Raw genomic sequence first — 23,464 nt, 5'->3', positions numbered from 1 at the left:
CACTCCCTGGAAGACGCCTCAGCCCTTGCGGGACTTCGATACTCGGGGACGTCGCGACACGACTCGGTTACGGTCCATTCTCTGCTCCTCACTTCGTTTGCGGGCGGCCGGACAAGCGCCGCCCGCGGCTCATTCCTAGGCTTATGTTCGCCCCATTTCCCGGTGATTTTCCGGGAGCGGGAATTCTTGGCAGGAAACCGCCATTCCGGCGACGGCCACGATCGACGGCGCGACCATTCCCTGCCCCACCGCCCGCGCCGCCTCGTCCAGCGCGACCGCCCCCGCGATCTCCTCCGGCGCGACCGCCTCGATGGCCGCGAGCTCGCCCGCGAGCGTCCAGTCCGGGCAGCCGGCCACCAGGGCGTGCCTGCCGTACAGCAGGGCCTCCTCCAGCGACTGCTCCGCCTCCAGCCGCAGCAGCGCGGCCGTGCGCCGCGCGGCCCGCGTCACCTCCGCCGGCGACCAGGCGGGCTGCGCCAGCAGCGCGACGGCGGTCGCCACGACCTCCTCGACATGCTCGGGCGCCGTGGCGACGAAGGCGCGCCACACCCCGGTGTCGCGGTAGGGCGCGGCCAGCGCCCACAGCTCGTAGCAGAGCCCGCGCCGGTTGCGCAGCTCCTCGGTCAGCAGCGCCGAGCTGGCCCCGGCCAGCAACTCCATGAGCACCAGCCAGGCCGGTCGCAACGGGTGCCCGTACGGCACCGCAGGCCCGCCCAGCACCACCCCGGCGGTGTCGCTGTTGAGCTCGAGCGCCTTCCGCCCGGCCCCCACCACCGGCGGGCCGGCGCAGGCGGGCGGCGTCCACGGCGGGAGCGCGGCCAGCGGCCCCTTCTCCAGGACGCCGGCCACCGCCTCGGGCGCGGCGCCGCCGCAGACCACGACCCCCGCCGAGCCCAGCCACCGGGCGTGGTGGGCGCGCAACGCCTCCAGCTCCACCCGGCCGACCTCCTCGATCGTGCCGCCGACCGGGCGGCCCAGGGGATGGCCGGGGAAGGCGAGGTCGAAGAAGACGTCGTGCACCACGTCCAGCGGGTCGCTGGCGGCCAGCCGTAGCTCCTCCTGGACCACCTTGCGCTCGGCCGCCAGCACCGCGCCGCTCAGCTCCGGCTCGGCCAGCGCCCTGGCCAGCACGTCAAGGGCGCGCACCGCCGCCTCGGTGGGCACCCGCGCGTACAGCACCAGGTGTTCCCGGCTGGTGATCGCGTTGGCCTCGCCGCCCAGCGCCTCCAGCAGGTCCACCGCCCGCTCCCCGCCCGCCGACGGCGCCTGCAGCAGGATGTGCTCCAGCAGGTGCGTGCCGCCCGCGGTGGCCTCGTCCTCGTCGCGGGATCCGGTGCGCAGCCACACGCTGACCGTGGTCACGTCGGCCTGCGGGCGGTGCAGGACCCACGCCGGCGGGCCGCCCGCCGGATCGGCGCGGACCGGTCGCGTCACAGCGCGCCCGCCGCCTTCGCGCCGCCCAGCAGTTCCTCGTCCACCTCGTCGCCGTGGACCAGGATGAACCGCCCGACGGGCGTGTGCGCCCACAGCGCCCCGCCGCTCTCGCCGATCGTCAGCCGGTCGGTGCGGACACCGCCCTCGACCGGAAGCGCGAACAGCGCCAGCCCCGCCTCCAGCGCCGCCTTCGGGCTGAGCCGGTCCAGCACCGCGGCGCCCGTCATGCGGCTCTGCAACGCCGTCGCGGCCAGGCTGACCGGCCTGCGCAGCGCCTTCACCACCGTCGTGCGCCGCCGGAGCCGGCTGGCGCGCACCAGCGCCCTGCGTTCCCCCGGCAGTTCGGGCACCTCCAGCGGGCCGGCCGCCAGCAGTGCCGCCAGCTCGGCGTACTCCGGCCAGAGCGCCAGCTCGCTGACCGCCAGGGCGCAGGCCCGCAGTGTCCCTGGGGAGGCCGCCCCCAGCAGCACCGCCACGTCGATCAGGTCCCTGGCCCGGTAGGGCTGCTCGAAGCGCTCGTAGAGCAGGGCCACGAGGTTCTTCACCACCGGGTCGCCCGGCACGCTCGTGCGGTGCGGCGCCCCGAGGCCGTCGCCCAGGTAGGCGAGCGTGCTCAGTTCGATCCCGTACGGCAGGCCGTACGGGTCGTCGGGCCGCCTGCGCAGGCTCAGGATCACCTCCGGCTCCCGCTCCAGCCGGATGAAGGTGGCCGTGTGCATGGACCAGCCGTCGTCCAGCAGCCAGGCCGCCAGCTCCCACAGCCGTTCCCGCTCCGGCACCCAGAAGTCGAGGTCGTTCATGTACCTGAGCAGCGGGTCAGGGTATCTGTCGGCGATCTCCAGCCCCTTGAGGGAGACGACCGCGACGGGCAGGCGCGCCTGCTGCTGCCGGTAGAACGCCATCCGCCCGCGGTGTTGCGCCAGCTCGTGCGCCAGCCCCGGGCCCAGCCGCCGCCCCTCGCCCTCCCAGGCGCTCAGCAGTGTCGCCACCAGCGAGGGCTGCTCCCGCCTGGCGACGTACAGCATCTCGCCGGGAGTCTCCAGCTCCTGACCGGTGACCAGCGACAGCGTGCCCTCCAGCTGGGCGGCGCTCACCCCGCTCACCCCGACCCCGCTCACCCCGACCCCGCTCACCCGGCTCATCGCGGCGGCCTGCGCAGGCACCAGACCGCGGTCGAGGACTCGGGCGCGAGCGGCCTGCCGGTGAAACCGGCGTACGCGCCCTCCACCTGCCAGCCCGCCGCCTCGGCCCAGTCCGCCACCTCGGCCATGGTGAGGAAGCAGAACCGGATGGGCGGGAAGTAGCCGCGCTCGACCACCCTGCGGTCACCGTCCAGCCGCTCCACCAGACCGACCAGCTCGGCCTCCAGCCCCTGCTTGTCGAGCATGCGGGTGATCTCGTAGATCGCCCGGCCCTCGTCCCAGACCCGCAGCCGGGGCACCCCGTCCCTCGCCTTCTGCCGCTCCGGCCGGGGCTGCACCACCTCGAACGCCAGCCGCCCGCCCGGCCTGGCGTTACGGAAGGCGCACCGCAACGCCTCCGGCACCGACCGCCGGGACAGGTGGTTGAGGGTGTTCTGGCCGCAGTACTGCAGCGCGGCCGGTTCGGGCAGCTCGCACGCGGCGAGGTCGGCCCTGATCAGCCGGATGCCCGGCCCCAGCCGCGTGCGGGCCTCGGCCAGCATCGCCTCCGACACATCGACACCCACCTGGGGATCCAGCTTGGCCGCCAGCCGCCCGACCCCGATCCCGAGGTCGGCCACCGGCCCGTCGGCCGCGCCGGCCAGGCGCTGGTAGAACTCGATCTCGGCGGGGTCGTCCTGCGCCATCGCCGTCCAGGCGCTGTAGATCTCGGCCCAGTGGTCGAAGTCCGCCATCGACGGCTCCTTTCGCGTCGGGCCTCGATCACACCATCCGGGTCCGGCGGCGGCCAGGGTTCCCGCGTGGCAGGAAGATGCCGACCTCAGGCGGGTTCCGCGGCGTCGGCTCACCAGTTGGTGAAGGCCCCGTCGCGGGTGCGCAGGTGGGGGCGTTCGGCGGCGACGGCCTGGTACTTGCGGGCCTGGACGCGGTCGATGTCGACGCCGAGGCCGGGCAGATCCGGGACGTCCAGGCGACCGCCACGGACCTGCGGCCGAGCGGTGAAGATGTCCGCCAGCTCGGGCTGGGCCTGGTGTTCCTGCACCCCGACGTACGGCGCGGCCAGGTTCAGGTGCAGCGACGAGGCGGCGGTGACCGGTCCGAGGGGGTTGTGGGTGGCCAGTTTGACGTAGTGCGTCTCGCACATCGCGGCGATCTTCCTGGCCTCGGTGAGCCCCGCCGCCACGGCGACGTCCACCCTGGCGTAGTCGACGAGGTCCTGCTCGACGAGCCGCTGGAACTCCCATTTCGACGCGAACTGCTCGCCCGCCGCCAGCGGCACCGCCGTGCGGGACCGCAACGATCGATACGCTTCGAGGCCCTCGCAGCGCAGCGGGTCCTCCACGAAGTACGGCCTGGCCGCTTCGATCTCGCGGCACAACGTCACGGCCTCGGGCAGGTCGAGCCGCGTGTGCACGTCGAGGATCAGTTCCACGTCGTCACCCACGGCCTGCCGTACCGCGTGGAACAGTTCGATGCCCCAGCGCATCGAGGCCCGCTGGTCGAGGGTGCCGTCCCTGTCATGGGGCACGGCGAAGCGCAGGTGCCGCCAGCCCTCCCCGACGAGCGCCCGCGCCCGGTCCAGGAACGCCTCGAGGTCGTGATAGTCGTCCCCCAGGTGCGCGTAGGCGGGGACGTGGTCACGTACCCGCCCGCCGAACAACTCGTAGACCGGCACGCCCAGCGTCTTGCCCCGGATGTCCCACAACGCCACATCGATCGCGGCGATGGCGGACGACACGATCCGGTCGGCGGGGAAGAAGCCCCGGCGGAACATCACCTGCCACAGGTGCTCGATCCGGGCGGGATCCTCGCCCAGCAGCAGCTCGCCCAGGTGCTCGATCGCCCCCGAGACCGCCTTCTGCCGCGAGCGGATGCCCACCTCGCCGATGCCGTGCACGCCCTCGTCGGTGTCGACGACGAGCAGCATCATGCTGTCGCCGTGTTCGGGCAGGGTGAGCACTTCCCAACCAGTGATCTTCACAGGCGAACTCCTATGAGAACGTTACCGGGATTCTCAGAAACGCCATCATGCATCATCTCCACACCGTCCGCCAGACGCGGGTTCACCAGGTTTCGAACCGCGAAGATACGCTCTTGACGCTTCCGGGAACGTTTGCAACCATCCTCCGTACCGACGACGTGGCGGAGGGCAACGTGGCAGTGACGATCAGGCAGGTGGCGCAGGCCGCCGGAGTGTCGGTCTCGACCGTCTCCCGCGCGTTCACCGCCCCCGACCAGGTGCAGCCCCAGACCCTGCAGCGCATCCGTGACGCGGCCGCGAAGCTGGGCTACGCGCCCAACCCGGCGGCCCGCTCGCTGCGCGGCGGGAAGACCGAGTCTCTCGGGCTGATCATCCCCGACATCGCCAACCCGTTCTTCCCGCCGATCTTCAAGTCGATGCAGGCCCGCGCCAGGCGGCTGGGCTACACCGTCCTGGCGGCCGACACCGACGAGCGGGAGTCCGACGAGCTGGAGACCATCACCGCGGTCGCCAAGCGGGTCGACGGCATGATCCTGTGGGCCTCCACCCTGCCGGAGGACAGGCTCGCCGAGCTGGCGCGGACCATGCCGGTGGTGCTGGTGAACCGGCACGTGCCCGGCATTCCGGAGATCCGCATCTCGCTGACCGCCGGCATCTCCCAGGCGGCCGAGCACCTGAAGGCCTACGGCCACACCAGGTGCGTCTTCGTCAACGGCTCGCGGCCCGAGCTCAGCCGCGGCAAGTCGATAAGAGAGGCGTTCGAGGCGCACGAGTTGTCCCTCGTCGAGCTGGGCCCCTACGAGCCGCGCTTCGAGACCGGCGTGCACGCCGCCACCCTGGTCACCTCCTGCGACGCCACCGCGGTGCTCGCCCACAACGACCTGGTCGCGCTCGGCGTGCTGCACCAGCTCGCCAAGCTCGGCGTCGACGTGCCGCGGGAGGTCAGCGTGATCGGCATAGACGACACCCTGCTCGCCGAGACCTCCACCCCGTCGCTGACCACCATCCGCATCTCGGCCGAGGAGCTCGCCACCCAGGCCACCGACCTGCTGCTCGACACCATCGCCGGGCGCGGTGCCGGTCGCGTCCTGGAGATCGGCTCCCGGCTCATCCCCAGAGCCTCGACCGGCCCCGTCCTCCGCTGACCGCGGTTCCCGAGGTACGGCGCGCGCCGTACCGCCATCCCGTCATGCCGTCTTCAACACCGTTTTTCCTGCTATGACCTGAATGCGGGAGTTCAGATGAAGAAGATCACCGCCTCCCTCGGCGTCGCCGTTCTGGCCACGGCCGCCGCCGCGTGCGGATCGTCCTCCGGTGCCGGGCAGGAGTCCGCCACCATCACCCTCAGGGTCCAGGGCATGCCTCCGGCGACGGACAAGCCGGGCCTGGCCGCGTTCGAGAAGACGGTCGCCGACTTCGAGAAGCAGAACCCCGGCATCACCGTCGAGGGCTCCCCGGCCACCTACGACCCCCTGACGTTCTCCGCCAAGCTGGCCGGCGGCAAGGTCGAGGACGTGATCAAGGTGCCGCTCACCGAGCCGCAGGGCCTGATCGCCCGCAAGCAGGTCAAGCCGCTGACCGCCGAGCTGGCCAAGTGGCCGCACTACAAGGAGGTCAACCCGCAGGTGCTGCGGCCGCTGAGCGACGCCGCCGGCCAGGTGTACGGCGTGCCCCAGTCGCCCTTCGCGATGGGACTCGTCTACAACAGGGAGCTGTTCGAGAAGGCGGGCCTCGATCCGGACAAACCGCCGGTCACCTGGGAGGAGGTGCGGGCCCACGCCGAACGGATCGCCGAGAAGACCGGCAAGGCCGGATTCGTGCACGAGTCCAAGAACAACCAGGGCGGCTGGCAGCTCACGAAACTGACCTACACCTTCGGCGGCGACATGGAGCGGCTGGACGGCGACAGGTGGGTGGCCGCCTTCAACGCCGAGCCCACCCGGCAGGCGCTGACCCTGTTGAAGGAGATGCGCTGGACCGACGACTCCATGGGCGCCAACCAGCTCAACGACCAGAACGACGTGATCAAGCGGTTCGCCGCCGGCGAGGTCGGGATGTACCTGGGCACGCCCGGCACCTACCGGCTGGCCAAGATGACCTACGGCATGCGGAACATCGACGCGTTCGGCATCGGCCCGCTCCCCCAGGCCGGCGGGAACGCCACGCTGACCGGCGGTGACGTCTACATGGTGCCCAGGTCGGCCTCCGCGGGGAAGACGGCGGCGGCGGTGAAGTGGCTGCTGTTCGCCTACGCCCAGCCGCAGTACGACACCGGCGCCGCCGCCGAACGGGCCAAGGCGCTGGCGGCCGATCCGAACGCCGCCGTCGGCGTGCCGACGCTGCCGATGTTCGACGCCACCCGGCAGGCGAAGATCGACGAGGCCGTCAGGCCCTACGTGAACGTCAAGCTCGAGCACTTCCGGCCGTGGATCGAGGGCACCCCCAGGCTCCGGCTCCGCGCCGAGCCGCCGGTGCAGGCCCAGGCCGTCTACGCCGTGCTCGACAGCGTGGTGCAGGCCGTCCTGACCGACAGGGACGCCGACGTCAGCGCCCTGCTGGCCAAGGCCGAGACCGACGTGAACGCCAAGCTCGCCGCGAGCCGGCAGTGACCGTCGCGACGCGCGCCAGGAGGCGGGGGAACACCGTCATGGCGTTCCTGTTCCTCATCCCGGCCTTCGTCGCCTTCGGGGTGTTCTCCTACTGGCCGATGATCCGGGGACTGCTGATCTCCTTCCAGGAGACGAACCTGGTCGACCCGGCCACCTGGGTCGGGCTGGACAACTTCGCCGCGCTCCTGCGGGACCCGCTGCTCTCCACGGCGATCGCGAACACCCTGCTGTTCGTCGGGCTCGGCCTGCTGATCGGGTTTCCGGCGCCGCTGATCCTGGCCACCGTCATGTCGACGGTGCGGAAGGGCGCGGGGATCTACCGCTTCCTCGTCTACCTCCCGGTGGTGATCCCGCCGGTGGTGGCGATCCTGCTGTGGAAGTGGTTCTACGACCCGGGGCACGGCCTGTTCAACGAGTTGCTGGGCCTGGCCGGCCTGGGCCCCTTCCCCTGGCTGGAGTCGCCCAGGACCGCGATGCTCAGCCTGGTCATCCAGTCCACCTGGGCCTGGATGGGCAGCACGGTCCTGATCTACCTCGCCGCCATGGTCACCATCCCCGCCGAACTCTACGAGGCGGCGCAGATGGACGGCGCGTCGATCGCGCGCCGGCTGTGGCACATCACCCTGCCCCAGCTCCGCCCCACTATCGGCCTGCTGCTGCTCCTGCAGCTGGTTAGCACCACCCAGGTCTTCACCGAGCCCTACGTGTTCACCGACGGCGGCCCGGAGAACAGCACGCTGACGATCCTCCTGCTGATCTTCAGGTACGCCTTCAGGGACGGCGCCTACGGCCAGGCCGCCGCGCTCGCCTTCCTCCTGGCGATCTTCCTGGGCCTGATGTCGGCGATCTACCTGCGGGCCACCCGCGCCTGGAGCTCCTCATGAGCCTGATCTCCCACGTCGAGGAGCGCCGCCCGGCGGTCAGGGCGGCGGTGCGCGCGGTCCAGTGGCTCACCCTGGCCGTCCTCCTGCTGATCGGCGTCGGCCCGCTCTACATGACCGTCAAGGGCGCGATCTCCCCGGCCACCGACCTGATCGCCGAGCCGCTCCAGCTCTGGCCCGGCGACCCCAGGCCGGAGAACTTCGGCACCGCCTGGAACGACCTGGGCATCGGCCACTACCTGCTCAACACGGTGCAGGTCGTCGGCGGTTCGTGGGCCGTCCAGCTGGTCGTCGCGATCACGGCCGGCTACTCCCTGTCGGTCCTGAAACCCCGGCTCGGCAGGCTGATCTACGGCGCGATCCTGGCCACGATGTTCGTCCCCTACACCGTCTCCATGGCCAGCCTCTTCCTGACCATCATCGACCTGGGCCTGGTCGACTCCTACTGGTCGATCTGGCTGCCCGCCGGAGCCAGCGCCTTCAACGTGCTGCTGGCCAAACGCTTCTTCGACGCGCTGCCGCCGGAGCTCTTCGCCGCCGCCCGGGTCGACGGCGCCGGCTCCTGGCAGCTGCTGACCAGGATCGTGCTGCCGATGAGCCGCCCGATCCTGGCCGTCATCAGCCTGATCGCGATCATGCACAGCTGGAAGGACTTCATCTGGCCGCTCGTGGCCATCACCGACCCGGACAAGCAACCCATCAGCGTGGCCCTGGCCACGCTGGCCGACCAGGCGCCGCAGGACCTCCTGATCGCCAGCATGGCGATGGCGCTGGCCCCGCCGGTTCTCCTGTTCTCGGTCTTCCAGAAGTACGTCGTCGCCGGGCTCGGCTTCACCGGCGTCAAAGGCTAACCCCCCGAAAGGCGGACCCCCCATGCCTGATGTCTCCCGCCGCACCCTTCTCCAGACCGCCGCGCTCGCCGGCGCGGCCTCCGCGCTCACCGTCACCCCCGCCCAGGCGGACGCCCTGTCGATCTCGGCCGACGGCATCACGCTCGTCGCCGAGGCCGGCGGCTCGATCCTCGTCCGCGACGGTTCGGGGACCGATCTTCTCAGGATCGGCCACTTCATGATCAAGGACACCGTGCTCGGGCAGCAGCGCACGTTCGGCGGCACGCCGAGCCTGACCACGGTGAACGGCCGGCCCGCCCTCCAGGTCGCCTACACGATGCCGGCGAGCGCCTCGGCGGTGACCGTGCGCGGCACGTTCACCGTGGCCGCCCGCCGGGCGAGCATGAGCTGGGAGGTGACCGGCAGCGCCACGCTCTCCCCGACCGGCTACATGTTCTCCCGTGCTCTGGTCGGCAACACCGCGCCGGAGAAGTACGTGCCCGCCACCGTCTGGACGAAGGACCCTCGCGGCGGCGTGCCGTACGAGGTCAACGCGGGCTCGCTCTACCAGGAGACGTGGGCCGGCACGCGCGCCTGCTTCCGGCTGGCGGCCTCCAATCCGTCGTTCACCAACGCCACCTGGATCCACGCGCCGGCCGGCCAGGACGGAGCGACCCGGGTGGAGCTGGTCCTCGGCGACCTGCGGCCGAGCGCGGCCAACGCGGTGGCGACCGCCGCGCCGCTCGGCGTCGACGTGTGGAGCGACCAGCCCTTCGGCCTCTACGAGCCGGGCGCGACCATGGCGGTCAACGCCCAGGTGGTCAACGGCGCCGCCGACGCCAAGCCCGTCACCCTGACCTGGTGGGCCCGCGACTTCAACGGCACCGTGCTCGGCACCGGCCGGCTCACCAGGACCGTCGAGCCCGGCGCGGCCTGGCAGGAGACGCTCACCGTGCGGGGGCCCGCGCAGGGCCTCGTGTTCGCCGAGGTCAAGGCCACCTCGGGAAGTGAGGAGGCGTTCGCGCGGACGAACCTGGCCACCCTCAAGCCCTACGCCTACCGCGCCGACGGCAGGTTCGGCATCGCGAACTACACCTGGCTGCTCGTCCCGGACAAGCAGCAGGTCGGCCGGCTGATGCAGAGGATCGGCGTGAGATGGGTGCGCATCGCCTACGACGGCGCACCGGGCATCCCGCCCGCGGAACTCGACGCGCTGGGCATCAGGCACAACGTCCAGCTCGGCGGGGTGATCTTCAACGGTACGGCGGAGCAGATCGCCGCCTGGGCCGACGACCGGGCCAGGATCGCCGTGCAGTCGGGTGCCGCCTACTTCGAGGTGGCCAACGAGCTGAACCAGCCCTGGATGTCCGGGCAGAAGGCCGCCGAATACGTGCGCGACGGCCTGAAACCCATCCACGACAGGCTCAAGGACTCCGGCGTCAAGCTGATGAACTGCGGGCTGGGCGGCATGGACTACCGCTGGACGGCCAACTTCCACGCGGCCGGCGGCTGGGACCTGATCGACGCGTTCGCCTTCCATCCCGGCCGGGGCAACTTCACCGCCGACTACGCCCCGCCGCCGGAGGACTGGGAGCAGGGCGCCAACGGCTCCTACTGGAACTTCCTGGGCGCGCTGCGCAAGGCCAGGCAGACCCTCGACGAGTACGGCGGCGACAAGGAGCTCTGGCTGACCGAGGCCTACGCCTGCACCAGACCCAACCGCTGGTGGAACGACACCCACCGCCAGGCCGCCGAGAACACGCTGCTCCAGCTCGCGCTCTGCCTGTCGGAAGGCGTGGACGGCGTCAACTGGTACCAGCCCCACGACAGCACCATCCACCACCCGCAGGAGGCCGATCCGAACAACCCGGAATACCACTTCGGGCTGCTGAACCGCGACACCAGCGCCAAGCCCGCGCTGCTGGCGTTCGCGACGGCCACGCGCCATCTGGAGGGCGCGACGTTCAAGCGCTGGCTCACCTTCGCCGACCCCGACCTGAAGGGCCTGCTCTTCGACACTCCGCGCGGCAAGCTCGCGGTCCTGTGGAGCCGTAAGGACGGCTACATCCTCAACCGGGACCACGGCGCGGACCAGTGGTACCCGCACCCCGAAGGCTGGGTGGACCACTGGCCGACCAAGACGTGCGTGTCGCTGAAGTCCTCCGGTCCGGCGATCCGGGAGATCGACTGCATCGGGCAGGAGCGCACGATCACCGCCACGGGCCGCCGCGTCCAGGTCACGTTGGACGGCGCCCCGCGTCTCTACTACGGGCTGGAGCTATGAGAACCGAATCCCTCTCCCACGACGTGACCGTGATCGGCGGCGGTCTGGCCGGCGTCAACGCCGCCGTCGCCGCGGCCCGGCTGGGCCGTACGGTCGCCCTGGTCACCAACCGGCCCGTGCTCGGCGGCAACTCCAGCAGCGAGGTCCGGGTCTGGGTGGTCGGGGCGACCGGGCACGGCAGGAACCACCACGCCCGCGAGGGCGGCATCATGGGCGAGCTCTTCCTGGAGAACCAGTACAGGAACCCGCACGGCAATCCCTACTTCTGGGACACGACCGTTCTCGACCTCGTCCGGCAGGAACCGAACATCGCGCTCTTCCTCAACACCGACGTGCGGGAGGTGTCGTGCCCGGCGGGCCGGATCAGCGCCGTGACCGGCTGGATGATGGGCTCGGAGCGGCTGATCACCTTCGAGTCGCCGATCTTCCTGGACTGCACCGGCGACGGACTCGTCGGCCACCTGGCCGGCGCGAGCCACCGCGTCGGCCGCGAGGGACGCGCGGAGTACGGCGAGCCGTGGGCGCCGGAGGTGCCCGACGACATCACGCTCGGCAGCACGCTGCTCTTCTACACCAAGGACGCGGGCGAGCCGGTCCGTTACGTCCCGCCCAGCTTCGCCAAGGACATCACCGGGACGTCGATCCCCGAGCGGCGGATCATCAGGGCCGGCGACAACGGCTGCGCCTACTGGTGGATCGAGTTCGGCGGCGAGCTGGACACCGTGCACGACAACGACCGCATCCGCGACGAGCTGTGGTCGGTCATCTACGGCATCTGGGACCACATCAAGAACTCCGGGAAGTTCGACGCGGAGACCATGACCCTGGAGTGGGTGGGGTCGCTGCCCGGCAAGCGGGAGTACCGCCGGTTCCTCGGCGACCACGTGCTCACCCAGCACGACGTGCTGGGCCAGACCCCGTTCGACGACAGGGTCGCCTTCGGCGGATGGTCGATCGACCTGCACCCGCCGCAGGGCATGTACGCCAAGGAGGACGGCGCGAAGCAGCGCTACGCCGACGGGATCTACCACATCCCCTACCGGTGCCTCTATTCGCGGAACGTGCCCAACCTGCTCATGGCCGGGCGGAACATCTCCGCGTCGCACGTGGCGTTCGGCTCGACCAGGGTGATGGCCACCTGCGCCACGATCGGCCAGGCGGCCGGCACCGCGGCCGCCCTGTGCGTGGCCGGCGGTCTCTCACCTCGCGAGCTGGACGCGCGCGACCTTCAGAGAACCCTCCTGAAGGAGGACGGCTCGATCATCGGCCTGCCGTACGAGGACCCCTCGGATCTCGCGCGGGCCGCCACCGCCTCCGCGTCGAGCACGTTGACCCGATTCGCGGTCGAGACCCCGGCCGAGGTGTGGCCGCTGGAGGCGGACGCCGGACTGGTCGTGCCGGTCGACCCGGCTCTGGACGCGATCGAGCTCCTGCTCGACGCGGCTGCCGGCACCGAGCTGGTCGTGGATCTCTACGATCCGGTGCTGGGCCAGAACTACGTGCCGCGGGAGCTGATCGCCTCGCATGCCGTACCGGTGGAACCGGGGAAGAACCAGTGGGTCCGCGTGGATCTGTCCTTCCGGCCCGGTCGGGCGCAGAACGCGTTCCTGCTGATCCGGGCGAACCCTGATGTCCGCCTCCATGTCGCCGACCAGCCGACGCCTGGCGTGCTCTGCCTGACCCGGGTCCCGCTGCGACCCCAGGACGAGGCGCCCCAGCTGCTGCGGGAGTGGTCCGACGCCGGTCTGCTGCGCCGCGCCTTCTGCTTCCGGGCCGGCCCGACGGACGCCTTCGCCCCGTCCAGGGCGCTCGACGGCTTCCAGCGTCCGCACGCCGGACCCCACATGTGGGTGTCGGACACCTTGCCCGCCACCCTCGAACTGTCCTGGCCGTCGCCGGTGACGATCGGCCGCGTCGACGTGCTGGCCGACGACGACGTCAACGAGGACCTGATCAACCTGCACCACCACCGCACGCCGTTCGAGATCATGCCGACGCTGCTTCGCGACTACCGGCTACAGGTACGGCAGGACGGCGGCTGGCGGACGGTGGCCGAGGTGCGCGGCAACCGCCGCCGCCGCAACGTCCACGACCTCGAGCCGGTCGCCGCCGACGCGCTGAGGATCGTGGTCGAGGCCGGCAACGGGACACCGTACGCCCATGTCGTGGCGGTTCGCGTGTATGAGTAGACCCATGAAGCGTGTCCTGGTCACCGGTGCGGCCGGCCGTATCGGCCGGGCTGTCCTCGACCTGCTCGGCCAGCGGGGGATCCCGGCCAACGCCCTCGTGCTGGAAGATCCCGGAGACCTCAGGGCCGAGCTGGTCGTCGAGGGAAGCGCGACGGACCCGCGCGCCGTGCGGGAAGCACTCAGGGGCGCCGACGCGGTGATCCACCTCGCCGCGATCCCCACCCCCGAGCGGCATCCGGCCGAGACGGTCTTCGCCACCAACACCCAGGCCACCTACACCGTGCTGGAGCAGGCCGGCAAGGCGGGGATCACCCGGGTGTGCACCGCGAGCAGCACGGCGATCTCGGGGCTGCCGTTCGCCGCGCGCACCCTCCACCCGCGATACGTCCCCGTGGACGAGGAGCAACCGCCAGGGCCCGAGGATCCCTACGCGCTGTCCAAGCAGGTCGACGAGCTGACCGCGCAGATGATGTCGCGCCGCTACGTCATGTCGGTGGTCGCCCTGCGCCTGCCGTACGTCGGCGGCTTCGACGAGCGCCTCCTCGACTTCGCGCGACGGTGCGAGCTGGACCCCGGCCTGCACGCGCCCGGCCTGTGGGCCTACCTCGAGACCCGCGACGCGGCCCGGGCGTGCCTGCTCGGCCTCAGCCCCGCCGGCTTCCACGTCGTCACCGTGGCGGCCCCGGAAACCCTGGTCTCCCACCCCACCGAGGATCTGCTCCGCCGCTATCACCCCGCCGCCGAGATCCGCTGCCCCCTGCCGGGGCGCACCGTCCCGCTGAAGCTGACCAGGGCCACCGCCGTTCTCGGCTTCAGCGCGGAGTTCCGCGTCTGACACGACGCCTGGCCAACATCTGTCCGGCGAGGAGCCCCGCCGCGCCCGCGCCCAGCAGAGCGGTCGCGGGCAGGAGGACACGGCCGCGCGCGTCGCGGCAGGCCGCCGCGTACGGGTCGATGACGTCCATCGGCAGGCCGGCGGCCTTGAGGGCCCGCACATGGCGATAGTCGGCCTCCACCGGCGCGTTGCCGGCGACGAAGGCGCTCCCGCAGCCGACGCCCTGAGCGGAGACCGGGACGAAGCCGGCGACCGCCCCCGCGCCGATGAGGACGGCGGCGAGGATCGGCAGGGCTCTGGGCATCATGGGTCGACTCCTTCGCCGTCCAGGATCCTGGAGATCGTCGATCATGTCACGCCTTCCCGCGGTTGTCTCCCGCCCCCACGCGTGCCGCTGCCCGTCGCCGTGGACGCCCGGCGGCCACGCACGCGGCGCGAAGCCGGCACGTGCGGGTCAGAAGAGGGTCAGCGGTTCGGCGGGCACCGGCTCGGGCAGCGGCTCCACCTCGGGCAGGCGGGCCCGCACCTCGTCGTGGAAGCGGCGGGCCAGCGGCAGCGCGTCGGCGTTGTCGGGCGTGTGGATGAACACGGTCGGCGAGCGGCCCTCGCGCAGCCACTCGGTGACCGTACCGATCCAGTGCCGCCAGCCCTCGACGGTGCGCTCGGTGTCGTCCCTGCCGAGGTAGCGGACGATCGGACGGCCGGTCAGCGCGCGTGACCGGCGGGGCACGCGAGGCTTCTTCGTCCAGGCGTCCCGTTCGGCGTCGCTGGTCGGCGGGCTGCGGAACAGGGTGGTGGTGTCGAACGGGATCCATTCGGCCTCGACGCCCGCCAGCACCTGTTCGAGGAGCCGCTCGGAGCGGGCGTCGTCGAAGAAGGCGCGGTGGCGGACCTCGACGGCGTACCGGTGGGAGCGCGGGAGGCGGCGGAGGAAGGCGGCCAGGCCGCCGAGGTCGGCCGGCCCGAACGATCCGGGAAGCTGCACCCACAGGGCGTGCGCCCGCGGCCCCAGCGGCTCGATCGCCTCCAGGAACGCGCTCAGCTCCTCCTCGACGCCGCTCAGGCGGCGCTCGTGCGTGATGGATCTGGGCAGCTTCACCACGAAGCGGAAGTCGGGGCCGGTCTGGGCGGCCCACGTCTCCACGGTGGCGCGCGTCGGCGTCGCGTAGAAGGTGGTGTTGCCCTCCACCGCGTCGCACCAGCTCGCGTAGGCGCGCAGGCGCTCGCCCGGTGGGAGCGGATGCGGCAGGAAACGCCCCTGCCATGGGGTATGAGTCCACATCGCGCATCCCACGTGAAGCCGCATGGAATCGACGCTATCGGATCCGCGCCGGTGATCCTTTCGTGACCCGGCAGGCGGCGAGCGCCTACCCTGGACGCCACGGCGAGCTTGGAGGACGTGGTGGGGCGCAGGCCGACGATCGACAGGGCGGAGCTGGCGCGGCTGGTCAGCGAGGGCATGAGCGTGCGGGAGCTGGCGGCCCACTTCGGGGTGAGCGAGTCGGGCGTGCTGCAGGCCAAGCGGGCCGCGGGTCTGGCCAAGGCGCAGCTCGACCACGGCGGGGCGCTGCCGTGGACGCTCAGCCGTACCCACGCCCAGTCGGGGCCCGCCACCAACCTGCGGAACCTGTCGGCGGCGGCGCAGGGCAGGCCGGTGGCGCCCGAGCGGCTCAACACCGCCCTGCGGTGGGCGCGGCGGCTGGTGGACCAGGGGCTCGACGTGGCCTATGACCCGGTGGAGGGGTTCACGGAGGTCCCGGCGGCCCCGTCCGGCTCGCACGTCGCCGAGGTGCTGGGCCGCGCCGTGAAGGCCGTCGAGGGTAGCTGACAGAGGCGTTTCGGCACGCGCCTCCGGGGCAGTCGGAAGGCCGATCACGGCACATCCCGACAGACCCCGGAGGCGTCTGATGACCACCTCAACGCTGATCTGGGTGGCCGTCATCGTGGTGGTGGTTCTCGCCATCGCCGCGGTCGGCTACGTCATCCTTCAGCAAAGACGCCGGGCCGGCCTGCGCGACAGGTTCGGGCCGGAATACGAGCGCGCGGTCGCCGAACACGACAGCACGCGCGAGGCGGAGCAGGAACTGATGGCGCGGGAGCAGCGCTTCTCCGAGCTCGACATCAGGCCCCTCGACGAGGGCAGCCGGCAGGTCTACGCCGTGCGCTGGGGCGAGGTGCAGGAGCGCTTCGTCGACGCGCCAGGGTTCGCGGTGACCGAGGCGGACCAGCTGGTGACCTCGGTGATGGGTGACCGCGGCTACCCCACGGGCGACTACGACGACAAGGTCTCGACGCTGTCGGTCGCGCACGCCACGACGCTGGACCACTATCGCAAGGCCCACGAGATCAGCGGCCGCGCGGCCAGGAAGGAGGCCTCGACCGAGGAACTCCGCCAGGCCATGGTGCACTACCGCGCGCTGTTCCAGGACCTGCTGCACGACGACGCCCCTCACTTCCCCCGTCAGGAACCCAGAGGACGGTGAACGATATGACCGAGCACAGACCCGCCGAGGACGCGCTACAGGTGCCCCCGCCGCGCGCCGACCAGGCCAGGAACGATCCCGACGCCACCGACCGCGACTTCCAGGCCACCGCCGCCGAATCGCGTGACCAGAACGCCGAGCGGCAGTGGCAGGGCCGCACGCGCGACGACCTGGCCCAGGAGGACCAGGCGCGCGCCGGCCAGGCGTGGGAGGGCGGCCACGAGGAGCGGCACCAGCCGATGATGGACGCCGACGCCGGCCGTCAGCAGGAGGACACCCGCTACCACGACCCCTACGAGACGCAGGCGCCGGACGACGTCCTCGCCGGCCACCGCGGCGAGACCGCCCGGCCGGAGGCCGCCGGGCAGGGCGCGGGAACGGCCGAGCCGGAGCGGACGCAGCCGGCCACGGCCGGGCCCGCCGGGCCGGGATCCGCCGCGGGCCAGGACATCCGCCGCGAGGGCGCCGAGCCGGGCGGGTTCCTGCTCGACCAGGACCCGGAGCAGGTGCGCATCCGCTGGCGTGAGGTCCAGGCCTACTTCGTCGACGATCCCCGCGAGTCGGTCGACCGGGCCGACGCGCTGGTGGAGGAGCTGCTGGCGACCCTGACCTCCCGTGCGGCCCAGCTGCGCGACCGGTGCAAGAACGCCGGCGGGGGCGACACCGAGGTGCTGCGCCAGGCCCTGCGTGAATACCGGTTGATGGTCGACCAGTTGCTCCTCACTCTCACCCCGGCGGAAAGGTGACATGACATGCTCGCCATCGTCGCGGCGATCGTGTTCGGGCTCGGGTTCTTACTCGACCTGCTGAACACGAGGATCGCCGGCATCAGCGGAATGGCCTTCGTCCTGCTCGGCCTGTGCCTGCTCGCCCTGCACCAGGCGGGCATCGGGACGGCCGGCATCAGCGGCTACCGCGGCGGCTGGCGCCGTACCAGGCGCTAGCGCCACCACGATCCACCCTGAGATCACGAGGGGCGCCCTGCGGGAGGGCGTCCCTCGTGCGTGCCCGGCCTGGCACGTGCTCAGCGGGCGTGGGAGACGGTCCGTTCGGTCATGGCGGCGTACTCGAACTCCCGGCGGGGATCGCTCAGCGCGGCCAGCGCCGTGATGTCCCTGCGGAAGAACAGCGCGAGCGTCCAGTCCATGAGCACCCGCGCCTTCCTGTTCGTGGTGGGCATCCGCGACAGGTGGTAGGTCCGGTGCACGAACCACGCCAGCGGCCCTCGCAACTTCACGCCGTAGATCTGCGCGACGCCCTTGTGCAGGCCGAGGCTGGCGACCGAGCCCGCGTAGGCGTGCCGGTACGGCCTGCGCGCCGTCCCCCTGATCGTGGCCAGCAGGTTGTCGGCCAGCACCCTGGCCTGCCGTATGGCGTGCTGGGCGTTGGGCGCGGTGTACTGGCCCGGTTTGGTCAGGTCGGGTACGGCGGCGCAGTCACCTGCGGCGAAGACCTCGTCGTGGCCCACGACGTTGAGGAACGGCGTGGCCCGCACCCTGCCCTTGCCGTCGAGGGGCAGGTCGCCGTGCGCGACGACCGGGTTGGGTTTGACGCCTGCCGTCCACACCAGCGTGGCCGCGTCGAACACCGAGCCGTCGTCGAGCACGATCCGCCCGTCCACGGCCGACTCGAGGCTGGTCTTCAGCCGCACGTCGATGCCGCGGGCGCGCAGCTGCTCCAGGGTCCAGGCGCCCATCTCGGGCCCCACCTCGGGCAGGATCCGGTCGGTCGCCTCGATGAGGTACCACTTCAGGTCGGACGGCTCGACGCCCGGGTAGTAGCGGCAGGCGTCGTGGGCCATGTCCTCCAGCTCGGCCAGCGCCTCGACGCCGGCGAAACCGGCGCCGACGAACACGAAGGTCAGCGCCTCGCGCCTGATCGCCTCGTCGTCGGTGGAGGCGGCCAGGTCGAGCTGGCCGAGGACGTGGTTGCGCAGGTGGATGGCCTCCTCCACGGTCTTGAACCCGATGCCGGACTCGGCCAGCCCGGGGACGGGCAGGGTGCGGGAGATCGAGCCGGGGCACACGACGAGCAGGTCGTAGCCGACGCTTCGCGCCTGACCCCGGTGCGGCCGGAAGCTCACCTCGCGCCTGCCGGTGTCGATGTCCTCGATGACGCCGTTGAGAATCGTGCAACGTGGCAGCACCCGGCGCAGCGAGACGACGACGTGCCTGGCCTCCAGGTTGCCCGCCGCCGCCTCGGGAAGGAACGGCTGGTAGGTCATGTAGGAGTCGACGTCGATGAGGGTGATGTGCGCCTCGCCCGCGCGAAGCCGGCGCTGGAGCCGCAGCGCGGTGAACATCCCCACCGAGCCGCCGCCAAGGATAACGATGCGAGGAGTCATCGCGCTCCTCTACCCCCGAAGCGCATCGTAACCGTGCTGCCTTGCTCGCCGGTACGGATGTCGACGCTGCCGGCGAGCCGTCGGGCCACCCACAGGCCCATGCCTCTGGTCGCGTCGGGCGCGGGCGGTGTGGCGCCCGGTTCGCCCTCGAGCTTCCACCGGCCGTCGTCGTGCACCTCCACGACGACCTGGTCGTCCTCCCGCCAGATGCGCAGGCGGGCCTTGTCCCGGGCGCCGTGGGTGACCGCGTTGGTGGTCACCTCGTTCACCGCGACGAGGAGGTCGGTGACCTCCGTCTCGGACAGGCCCGACGCGCGCGCCTGGTCCGCGGCGAAACCCCGGACCTCCGGCAGGTCGGACAGCCGGAAGATCACTTCTCTGATCAGGGCGTTCCTTTGTTCCCCGTCCATGGGAAGCCCCCACCTAGCGCTCCGCGATCAGTTCTGCCCTGAGCTGGTCGAGAACCTTGCGCAGAATGCGCGAGACGTGCATCTGCGAGATTCCGAACTCCGCCGCGATCTCGGCCTGCGTCATGTTGCCGAAGAAGCGCAGCAGCAGGATGTTCTTCTCCCTGGAGGGCAGCGCGTCGATGAGAGGCTTGACGGCCTGCTGGTCGACCAGGGTGTTGAGAGTGTCGTCGTCCTCGGGGATCACGTCCCCCAGGGAGGCGGCGTCGTCGTCGGCGCCCAGCGGGGCGTCCAGCGACAGCGTGCTGTAGGCGGCGGAGGCGTCGAGGGTGAGCAGGACGTCCTCCTCCGAGATGTTCATCTTGGCGGCCAGTTCGGCCACCGTGGGGGCGCGGCCGAGATCCTGGCTGAGGTCGGAGACCAGCCTGTTGAGCTCGGAGCGGCGCTCCTGGTAGAGCCGGGGCACCCTGATCGCCCAGGTGCGGTCGCGGAAGTGCCGCTTGACCTCACCGGTCATCGTGACGACGGCGTAGCCCCTGAAGGCGTGGCCGAGGCCCGCGTCGAAGCCGTTGATGGCCTTCATGAGGCCCACGTAGGCGGCCTGCAGAAGGTCCTCCATCGGCTCGCCCCGGTAGCGGTAGCGTCTGGCGATCTCCATCGCGAGCGGCCGGTGCATCTCGACGACGCGCTCACGCACCCTTTCGCGCACCGAGTCAGGGGTGCCGTCCCTGACCATCTCGGCCAGGAGTTCCTCCGCGGTCATGTCGTCGAGGACGCGTTCCTGAACAGCCATTGGCGTCTGCTCCTCATATGGTCGCAGCCCGCCCCCGCACAGCGAAAAAGCCCAGGCAGAGGCGCGCCTCACGAGAGGTCGCTCGGAAGCCCTCTGCTGGACTTCGACTTCAGTTTTCCCCCTTTGGGATGGAGTATTCAACCCCTGGCCGGTGACAGTAGGGTTGCCCTGCCAGACAGGGGACGACGGAGGAGGCTTCGGGTGACGGTGTCGGAGAACGGTGAGTGGCCGAAGGCCGCCCTGAGTCTGACGTCGTCGATCGCCGGCGGACTGCCCGTGGTGGCCGTGGAGGGCGTGCTCGACGCCACGACGAGGGAGCAGTTCGCCGACCATCTGGCCGAGGTGGTGGCCGTCCACGGCCACGATCTCATCCTCGACCTGGCGGGGGTCACCTTCATGGACTCTCGCGCGCTCGGCCTGATCGTGCACCACTGGCAGGGGTGCACGTCGGCGGGTGGCAGGTTCGCGCTGGTGGGCGTGCGCTACTCGCCGTCGAAGGTGATGTGGATCACCGGGCTGGCGCAGCGGCTGCCGCTGTACGAGACGCTCGACGAAGCGCTCGCCGCGCTGAGCTGACCGGCACCTCCCGGCCGGCCTCGCGCCGGGCCGGTAGATGCTCTCCCCGCTCCAGGACCTGCACCTCTCAGCGGGCCTTGCGCTGGTGCTCCTCCACCAGCAGCCGGGCCAGGTCGGCGACCTTGACCTGATGGTGCTGGGAAACCCTGCGCAACTCCTCGAAGGCCGCCTCGGCGCCGCACCCGCTGGTCTTCATGATGATGCCCTTGGCCTGGTCGATGACGGACCGCCCGGCCATGGCCTCCTGCAGCTGTGCGGCGTCGGTGCGCATCTCGTCGAACTCCCACATGTTCGCCATCGCCACCCCGACCTGCTCGGACAGCATCTCCGACAGCGGCGCGGCGGCCTGCGCGGTGAAGGCGCCCGGCCGTACCGAGTACAGGCCCACCACCAGGAGCACGGGCTGGATCTCGATCGGCAGCACCAACGCCGAACGGACGCCCCACCGGGTGGCCAGGCCCGCGTAGCGCGCCCAGCGGCGGTCGCGCAGCACGTCGGCGACCACCACGCGGCGCCGCGTGCCCCGCGCCTCGATGGAGGGCCCCTCGCCGATCCGCCGCTCGCCCTCGACCAGCATGATGAGCTCGCTGTGGGACCCCGACACCAGCACCCGGTCGTCGCGCCACAGCTCGGCCGACCCTCCCGAACAGCCGGGCACCCCCCGGGCCAGGGTCGTGGTCAGCCCGCGAAGTACGCTCTCACTCGAGGTGTCGTCGCCGACCCGGCCCAGCGCAGCCAGGTCGCGCGCCAGCACGGAGGTGATCATTCTCGCCATGGCGAATCCCTTCCCGATGAGCCTAGATTAAACAGGTGACCGAACCCATCGGCCTGGCCGCCCTCGAACACGCCCTCGATGAGCTCGGGGGGCGCGTCTCGTCGCTGCGCGCGGCCCGGTCCGCCTACCCGGGGGAGCTGGCGCAGACGCTCGACGCCGCGCTGGCCGAACTCGACACCGCCACCGAGCTGCTGGCCGCGGCCAAGGCGGAGCTGTCCGGCGCCGCCAGGAACAAGGCCGGCAAGGGCGCCTCCCAGCGGGAGCTGAAACTGCTGCGCCAGGTGTTCAGGGTGTTCCCCGTGCCGGTGATCGTGCTGGACGGCGGCGGCGTGATCAGGCGGATCAACGCCGAGACGGCCGCGCTGCTCGGCAGCCCCGACGGGTTCCTGATCGGCAGGTCGTTCCCGCTGCTGGTGGACGTGCCCCGGCGGGCGGCCTTCCGTTCCCATCTGACAGCGGTGCTGCAGACCGGACAGTCGGCCGCGTTCGAGACCAGGCTGGCCCACCAGGGCCGCACCCACATCGCGCAGCTGGTGCTGACCAAACTGACGATGCCGGGCGAGCCGCAGCAGATGGTGGCGGCGGTGGCGCTGCCGACGCAGGTGCAGGTGTCCGAGCCCGGCACGCCCCGTCCCGAGCTGTCCGACGCGGCGCTGCTGATGACGGCCGCCAAGCGGCAGGAGCTGCTGGCCCGGATGACGTCGCTGCTGCTCGACGAGGAGAGCCTGCGGCTGCCGGTGGCCCTGTCACGGGCCGCGCGGCTGCTGGCCGAGGAGTGGGCCGACTGGGTGATCGGCGACGTCCTGCGCGACGACCTGCTGAGCAGGTCGGTGGTGCTGGGGCCGAAGGACCAGCCGGTGGCCGAGCTGGTACGGCTGGTCGAGCGGGCCGACCCGGCCGCCGGCCCGCTCGTGGCGCAGGTGCTCGACCAGGGCACCGGCGTGGTGCACGAGATGGTCGAGGACGAGTCGCTGCTCGGCTCGTCCGCCGACGGGCCGCTGCTGACCACGATGGGCGCCGGCTCCATGCTGTGCGTGCCGATCGGCGTGGAGGGGGCGGTCCGCGGGGTGCTCACGCTGGTGCGCTCGCACGACCGCCAGCCGTACACGCTGGCCGACCTGGGGCTGGTGCAGGAGCTGGGCGCGCACCTGGGCATGGCGATGGCGGCCAGGGACCGCTTCCGCGACCGCTCGCAGGCCGCCGACGCGCTGACGGCCAGCGTGGTGCCGCGCAACCTGCCGCAGATCCCCGGCTTCGAGGCGGCGGCGATCTACCACCAGGGCGCCTCGGTGGGAGCGGAGTTCTACGACGTGTTCCCCGTCAAGGACGGATGGGGGTTCTCGCTGGGCGGCGCGGTCGGCTCCGGTGAGGAGGCGGCCTCGGTCAGCGCGATGGTGCGCGGCGGGCTGCGCGTGCTGAGCGTGTGGGAGAGCGATCCCGACATCGCGGTGCGCAAGGTCAACGAGGCGCTGGTCGCGCAGCGCTCCGGCATGTTCGTCATGGCCGCGGCCGGCTACGTGAAGGGCAGGACGATCACCGTCAGCTCTGCCGGGCACCATCCGGCCGCGCTGGTGCAGCCGGACGGCGGGGTGCGCTTCGTCTCCGGCGGCGGCGTGCCGCTCGGCATCGCGGCCGAGGCCGAGACGGCGGTGGAGGAGATCACCCTGGCGGCGGGCCAGACGCTGGTCTTCTACTCCGAGGGCCTGGTCTCCTCGCGCGGCGAGCACGGCGAGCCGTACGGGGAGGAGCGGTTGGCCGACGTGCTGGCCCGCAGCGTGCAGCAGCCGCCCTCGACCGTGGTGAAGTCCATCGAGCAGGACAGGCACGCCTTCTCCGGCGGGCGGGTGTGGGACGAGATCGTGGTGCTCGCGCTCCGCGTGGCGTGACCGCCGCCCGGTTTG

The 23,464-nt window shown here is 71.5% G+C and carries 23 protein-coding genes; 13 read left to right on the top strand and 10 right to left on the bottom strand.

Annotation, left to right across the window (positions count from 1 at the left end):
- Nucleotides 1-141: 141 nt before the first annotated feature.
- The 4 genes from ABZX22_RS19670 to ABZX22_RS19655 all read right to left on the bottom strand — a co-directional run bounded on the left by ABZX22_RS19670 (nucleotide 142) and on the right by ABZX22_RS19655 (nucleotide 4,557).
- Nucleotides 142-1,434 carry a pitrilysin family protein gene (locus ABZX22_RS19670; RefSeq protein ID WP_354910817.1) on the bottom strand — a complete coding sequence of 431 codons (1,293 nt, stop codon included), beginning with the start codon at nucleotides 1,432-1,434 and terminating at the stop codon, nucleotides 142-144.
- Nucleotides 1,431-2,576, bottom strand: coding sequence for a hypothetical protein (locus ABZX22_RS19665; protein ID WP_354910815.1), 1,146 nt, complete (start codon nucleotides 2,574-2,576; stop codon nucleotides 1,431-1,433). Before ABZX22_RS19665 ends, ABZX22_RS19670 begins: the two co-directional genes overlap by 4 nt.
- The gene (locus ABZX22_RS19660; protein WP_354910813.1) at nucleotides 2,573-3,310 is read right to left on the bottom strand and encodes a class I SAM-dependent methyltransferase; all 738 of its coding nucleotides are present in this window, start codon (nucleotides 3,308-3,310) and stop codon (nucleotides 2,573-2,575) included. The genes ABZX22_RS19665 and ABZX22_RS19660 overlap by 4 nt, the downstream gene beginning before the upstream one ends.
- Nucleotides 3,311-3,420: 110 nt before the next feature.
- Nucleotides 3,421-4,557: a mandelate racemase/muconate lactonizing enzyme family protein gene (locus tag ABZX22_RS19655; RefSeq protein ID WP_354910810.1), complete on the bottom strand. Its 1,137-nt coding sequence runs from the start codon at nucleotides 4,555-4,557 to the stop codon at nucleotides 3,421-3,423.
- 173 nt (nucleotides 4,558-4,730) lie between these two features.
- Here ABZX22_RS19655 and ABZX22_RS19650 point away from each other — a divergent pair, with 173 nt between their 5' ends.
- The 7 genes from ABZX22_RS19650 to ABZX22_RS19620 all read left to right on the top strand — a co-directional run bounded on the left by ABZX22_RS19650 (nucleotide 4,731) and on the right by ABZX22_RS19620 (nucleotide 14,185).
- Nucleotides 4,731-5,702 carry a LacI family DNA-binding transcriptional regulator gene (locus tag ABZX22_RS19650; RefSeq protein ID WP_354910807.1) on the top strand — a complete coding sequence of 324 codons (972 nt, stop codon included), beginning with the start codon at nucleotides 4,731-4,733 and terminating at the stop codon, nucleotides 5,700-5,702.
- A 96-nt stretch (nucleotides 5,703-5,798) separates the two neighbouring features.
- Nucleotides 5,799-7,166 (top strand): extracellular solute-binding protein, encoded by a 1,368-nt coding sequence (locus ABZX22_RS19645; protein ID WP_354910805.1) that lies wholly within the window; start codon nucleotides 5,799-5,801, stop codon nucleotides 7,164-7,166.
- 38 nt (nucleotides 7,167-7,204) lie between these two features.
- Nucleotides 7,205-8,050, top strand: coding sequence for a sugar ABC transporter permease (locus tag ABZX22_RS19640; protein WP_354910803.1), 846 nt, complete (start codon nucleotides 7,205-7,207; stop codon nucleotides 8,048-8,050).
- A complete protein-coding gene (locus ABZX22_RS19635) occupies nucleotides 8,047-8,898 on the top strand; it encodes a carbohydrate ABC transporter permease (protein ID WP_354910801.1) in 852 nt (283 codons plus the stop codon). The genes ABZX22_RS19640 and ABZX22_RS19635 overlap by 4 nt, the downstream gene beginning before the upstream one ends.
- Nucleotides 8,899-8,920: 22 nt before the next feature.
- Nucleotides 8,921-11,161 carry a hypothetical protein gene (locus tag ABZX22_RS19630; RefSeq protein ID WP_354910799.1) on the top strand — a complete coding sequence of 747 codons (2,241 nt, stop codon included), beginning with the start codon at nucleotides 8,921-8,923 and terminating at the stop codon, nucleotides 11,159-11,161.
- Nucleotides 11,158-13,350, top strand: coding sequence for an FAD-dependent oxidoreductase (locus ABZX22_RS19625; protein ID WP_354910797.1), 2,193 nt, complete (start codon nucleotides 11,158-11,160; stop codon nucleotides 13,348-13,350). The genes ABZX22_RS19630 and ABZX22_RS19625 overlap by 4 nt, the downstream gene beginning before the upstream one ends.
- 4 nt (nucleotides 13,351-13,354) lie before the next feature.
- Complete coding sequence (locus tag ABZX22_RS19620) at nucleotides 13,355-14,185, top strand: NAD(P)-dependent oxidoreductase (RefSeq protein WP_354910795.1); 831 nt, start codon at nucleotides 13,355-13,357, stop codon at nucleotides 14,183-14,185.
- Here the strand turns inward: ABZX22_RS19620 and ABZX22_RS19615 are convergent.
- Together ABZX22_RS19615 and ABZX22_RS19610 are read right to left on the bottom strand one after the other, a co-directional pair.
- A complete protein-coding gene (locus ABZX22_RS19615) occupies nucleotides 14,163-14,492 on the bottom strand; it encodes a hypothetical protein (protein ID WP_354910792.1) in 330 nt (109 codons plus the stop codon). The two genes, ABZX22_RS19620 and ABZX22_RS19615, sit on opposite strands and share 23 nt — an antisense overlap.
- A 147-nt stretch (nucleotides 14,493-14,639) precedes the next feature.
- The gene (locus tag ABZX22_RS19610) at nucleotides 14,640-15,467 is read right to left on the bottom strand and encodes a DUF72 domain-containing protein (protein WP_354910790.1); all 828 of its coding nucleotides are present in this window, start codon (nucleotides 15,465-15,467) and stop codon (nucleotides 14,640-14,642) included.
- 120 nt (nucleotides 15,468-15,587) lie between these two features.
- Between ABZX22_RS19610 and ABZX22_RS19605 the strand changes: the two genes are divergently transcribed.
- The 4 genes from ABZX22_RS19605 (at nucleotide 15,588) to ABZX22_RS19590 (ending at nucleotide 17,612) form a co-directional block, all read left to right on the top strand.
- The gene (locus tag ABZX22_RS19605) at nucleotides 15,588-16,013 is read left to right on the top strand and encodes a hypothetical protein (RefSeq protein WP_354910787.1); all 426 of its coding nucleotides are present in this window, start codon (nucleotides 15,588-15,590) and stop codon (nucleotides 16,011-16,013) included.
- Between the two features lie 79 nt (nucleotides 16,014-16,092).
- Complete coding sequence (locus ABZX22_RS19600; protein WP_354910785.1) at nucleotides 16,093-16,668, top strand: hypothetical protein; 576 nt, start codon at nucleotides 16,093-16,095, stop codon at nucleotides 16,666-16,668.
- A gap of 5 nt (nucleotides 16,669-16,673) precedes the next feature.
- Nucleotides 16,674-17,414: a hypothetical protein gene (locus ABZX22_RS19595; protein WP_354910783.1), complete on the top strand. Its 741-nt coding sequence runs from the start codon at nucleotides 16,674-16,676 to the stop codon at nucleotides 17,412-17,414.
- A 6-nt stretch (nucleotides 17,415-17,420) separates the two neighbouring features.
- The gene (locus ABZX22_RS19590) at nucleotides 17,421-17,612 is read left to right on the top strand and encodes a hypothetical protein (protein ID WP_354910780.1); all 192 of its coding nucleotides are present in this window, start codon (nucleotides 17,421-17,423) and stop codon (nucleotides 17,610-17,612) included.
- 80 nt (nucleotides 17,613-17,692) lie between these two features.
- On the opposite strand, the gene ABZX22_RS19585 is transcribed toward ABZX22_RS19590, so the two are convergent.
- From ABZX22_RS19585 to ABZX22_RS19575, 3 genes are read right to left on the bottom strand one after another with little or no spacing between them, the layout of a single operon-like run.
- Complete coding sequence (locus tag ABZX22_RS19585) at nucleotides 17,693-19,012, bottom strand: NAD(P)/FAD-dependent oxidoreductase (RefSeq protein ID WP_354910779.1); 1,320 nt, start codon at nucleotides 19,010-19,012, stop codon at nucleotides 17,693-17,695.
- Entirely contained in the window at nucleotides 19,009-19,422 is a 414-nt protein-coding gene (locus ABZX22_RS19580) for an ATP-binding protein (protein ID WP_354910777.1), read from the bottom strand. The genes ABZX22_RS19585 and ABZX22_RS19580 overlap by 4 nt, the downstream gene beginning before the upstream one ends.
- 13 nt (nucleotides 19,423-19,435) lie before the next feature.
- On the bottom strand, nucleotides 19,436-20,212 hold the full coding sequence (locus tag ABZX22_RS19575) for a SigB/SigF/SigG family RNA polymerase sigma factor (protein WP_354910774.1): 777 nt from the start codon (nucleotides 20,210-20,212) through the stop codon (nucleotides 19,436-19,438).
- Between the two features lie 201 nt (nucleotides 20,213-20,413).
- Between ABZX22_RS19575 and ABZX22_RS19570 the strand changes: the two genes are divergently transcribed.
- Complete coding sequence (locus ABZX22_RS19570; protein ID WP_354910772.1) at nucleotides 20,414-20,788, top strand: STAS domain-containing protein; 375 nt, start codon at nucleotides 20,414-20,416, stop codon at nucleotides 20,786-20,788.
- Nucleotides 20,789-20,855: 67 nt separating this feature from the next.
- Here ABZX22_RS19570 and ABZX22_RS19565 read toward each other — a convergent pair whose 3' ends face one another.
- Nucleotides 20,856-21,563, bottom strand: a complete 708-nt coding sequence (locus ABZX22_RS19565) for a GAF and ANTAR domain-containing protein (protein ID WP_354910770.1) — start codon at nucleotides 21,561-21,563, stop codon at nucleotides 20,856-20,858.
- 35 nt (nucleotides 21,564-21,598) lie between these two features.
- Here ABZX22_RS19565 and ABZX22_RS19560 point away from each other — a divergent pair, with 35 nt between their 5' ends.
- Nucleotides 21,599-23,449: a SpoIIE family protein phosphatase gene (locus ABZX22_RS19560; protein WP_354910767.1), complete on the top strand. Its 1,851-nt coding sequence runs from the start codon at nucleotides 21,599-21,601 to the stop codon at nucleotides 23,447-23,449.
- The last annotated feature ends 15 nt before the right edge of the window (nucleotides 23,450-23,464 follow it).

It is taken from the genome of Nonomuraea sp. NPDC003804 (genome assembly GCF_040610675.1).
In the GTDB taxonomy this organism is placed as follows: domain Bacteria; phylum Actinomycetota; class Actinomycetes; order Streptosporangiales; family Streptosporangiaceae; genus Nonomuraea.
This window is presented reverse-complemented; position numbering and strand designations above follow the sequence as displayed.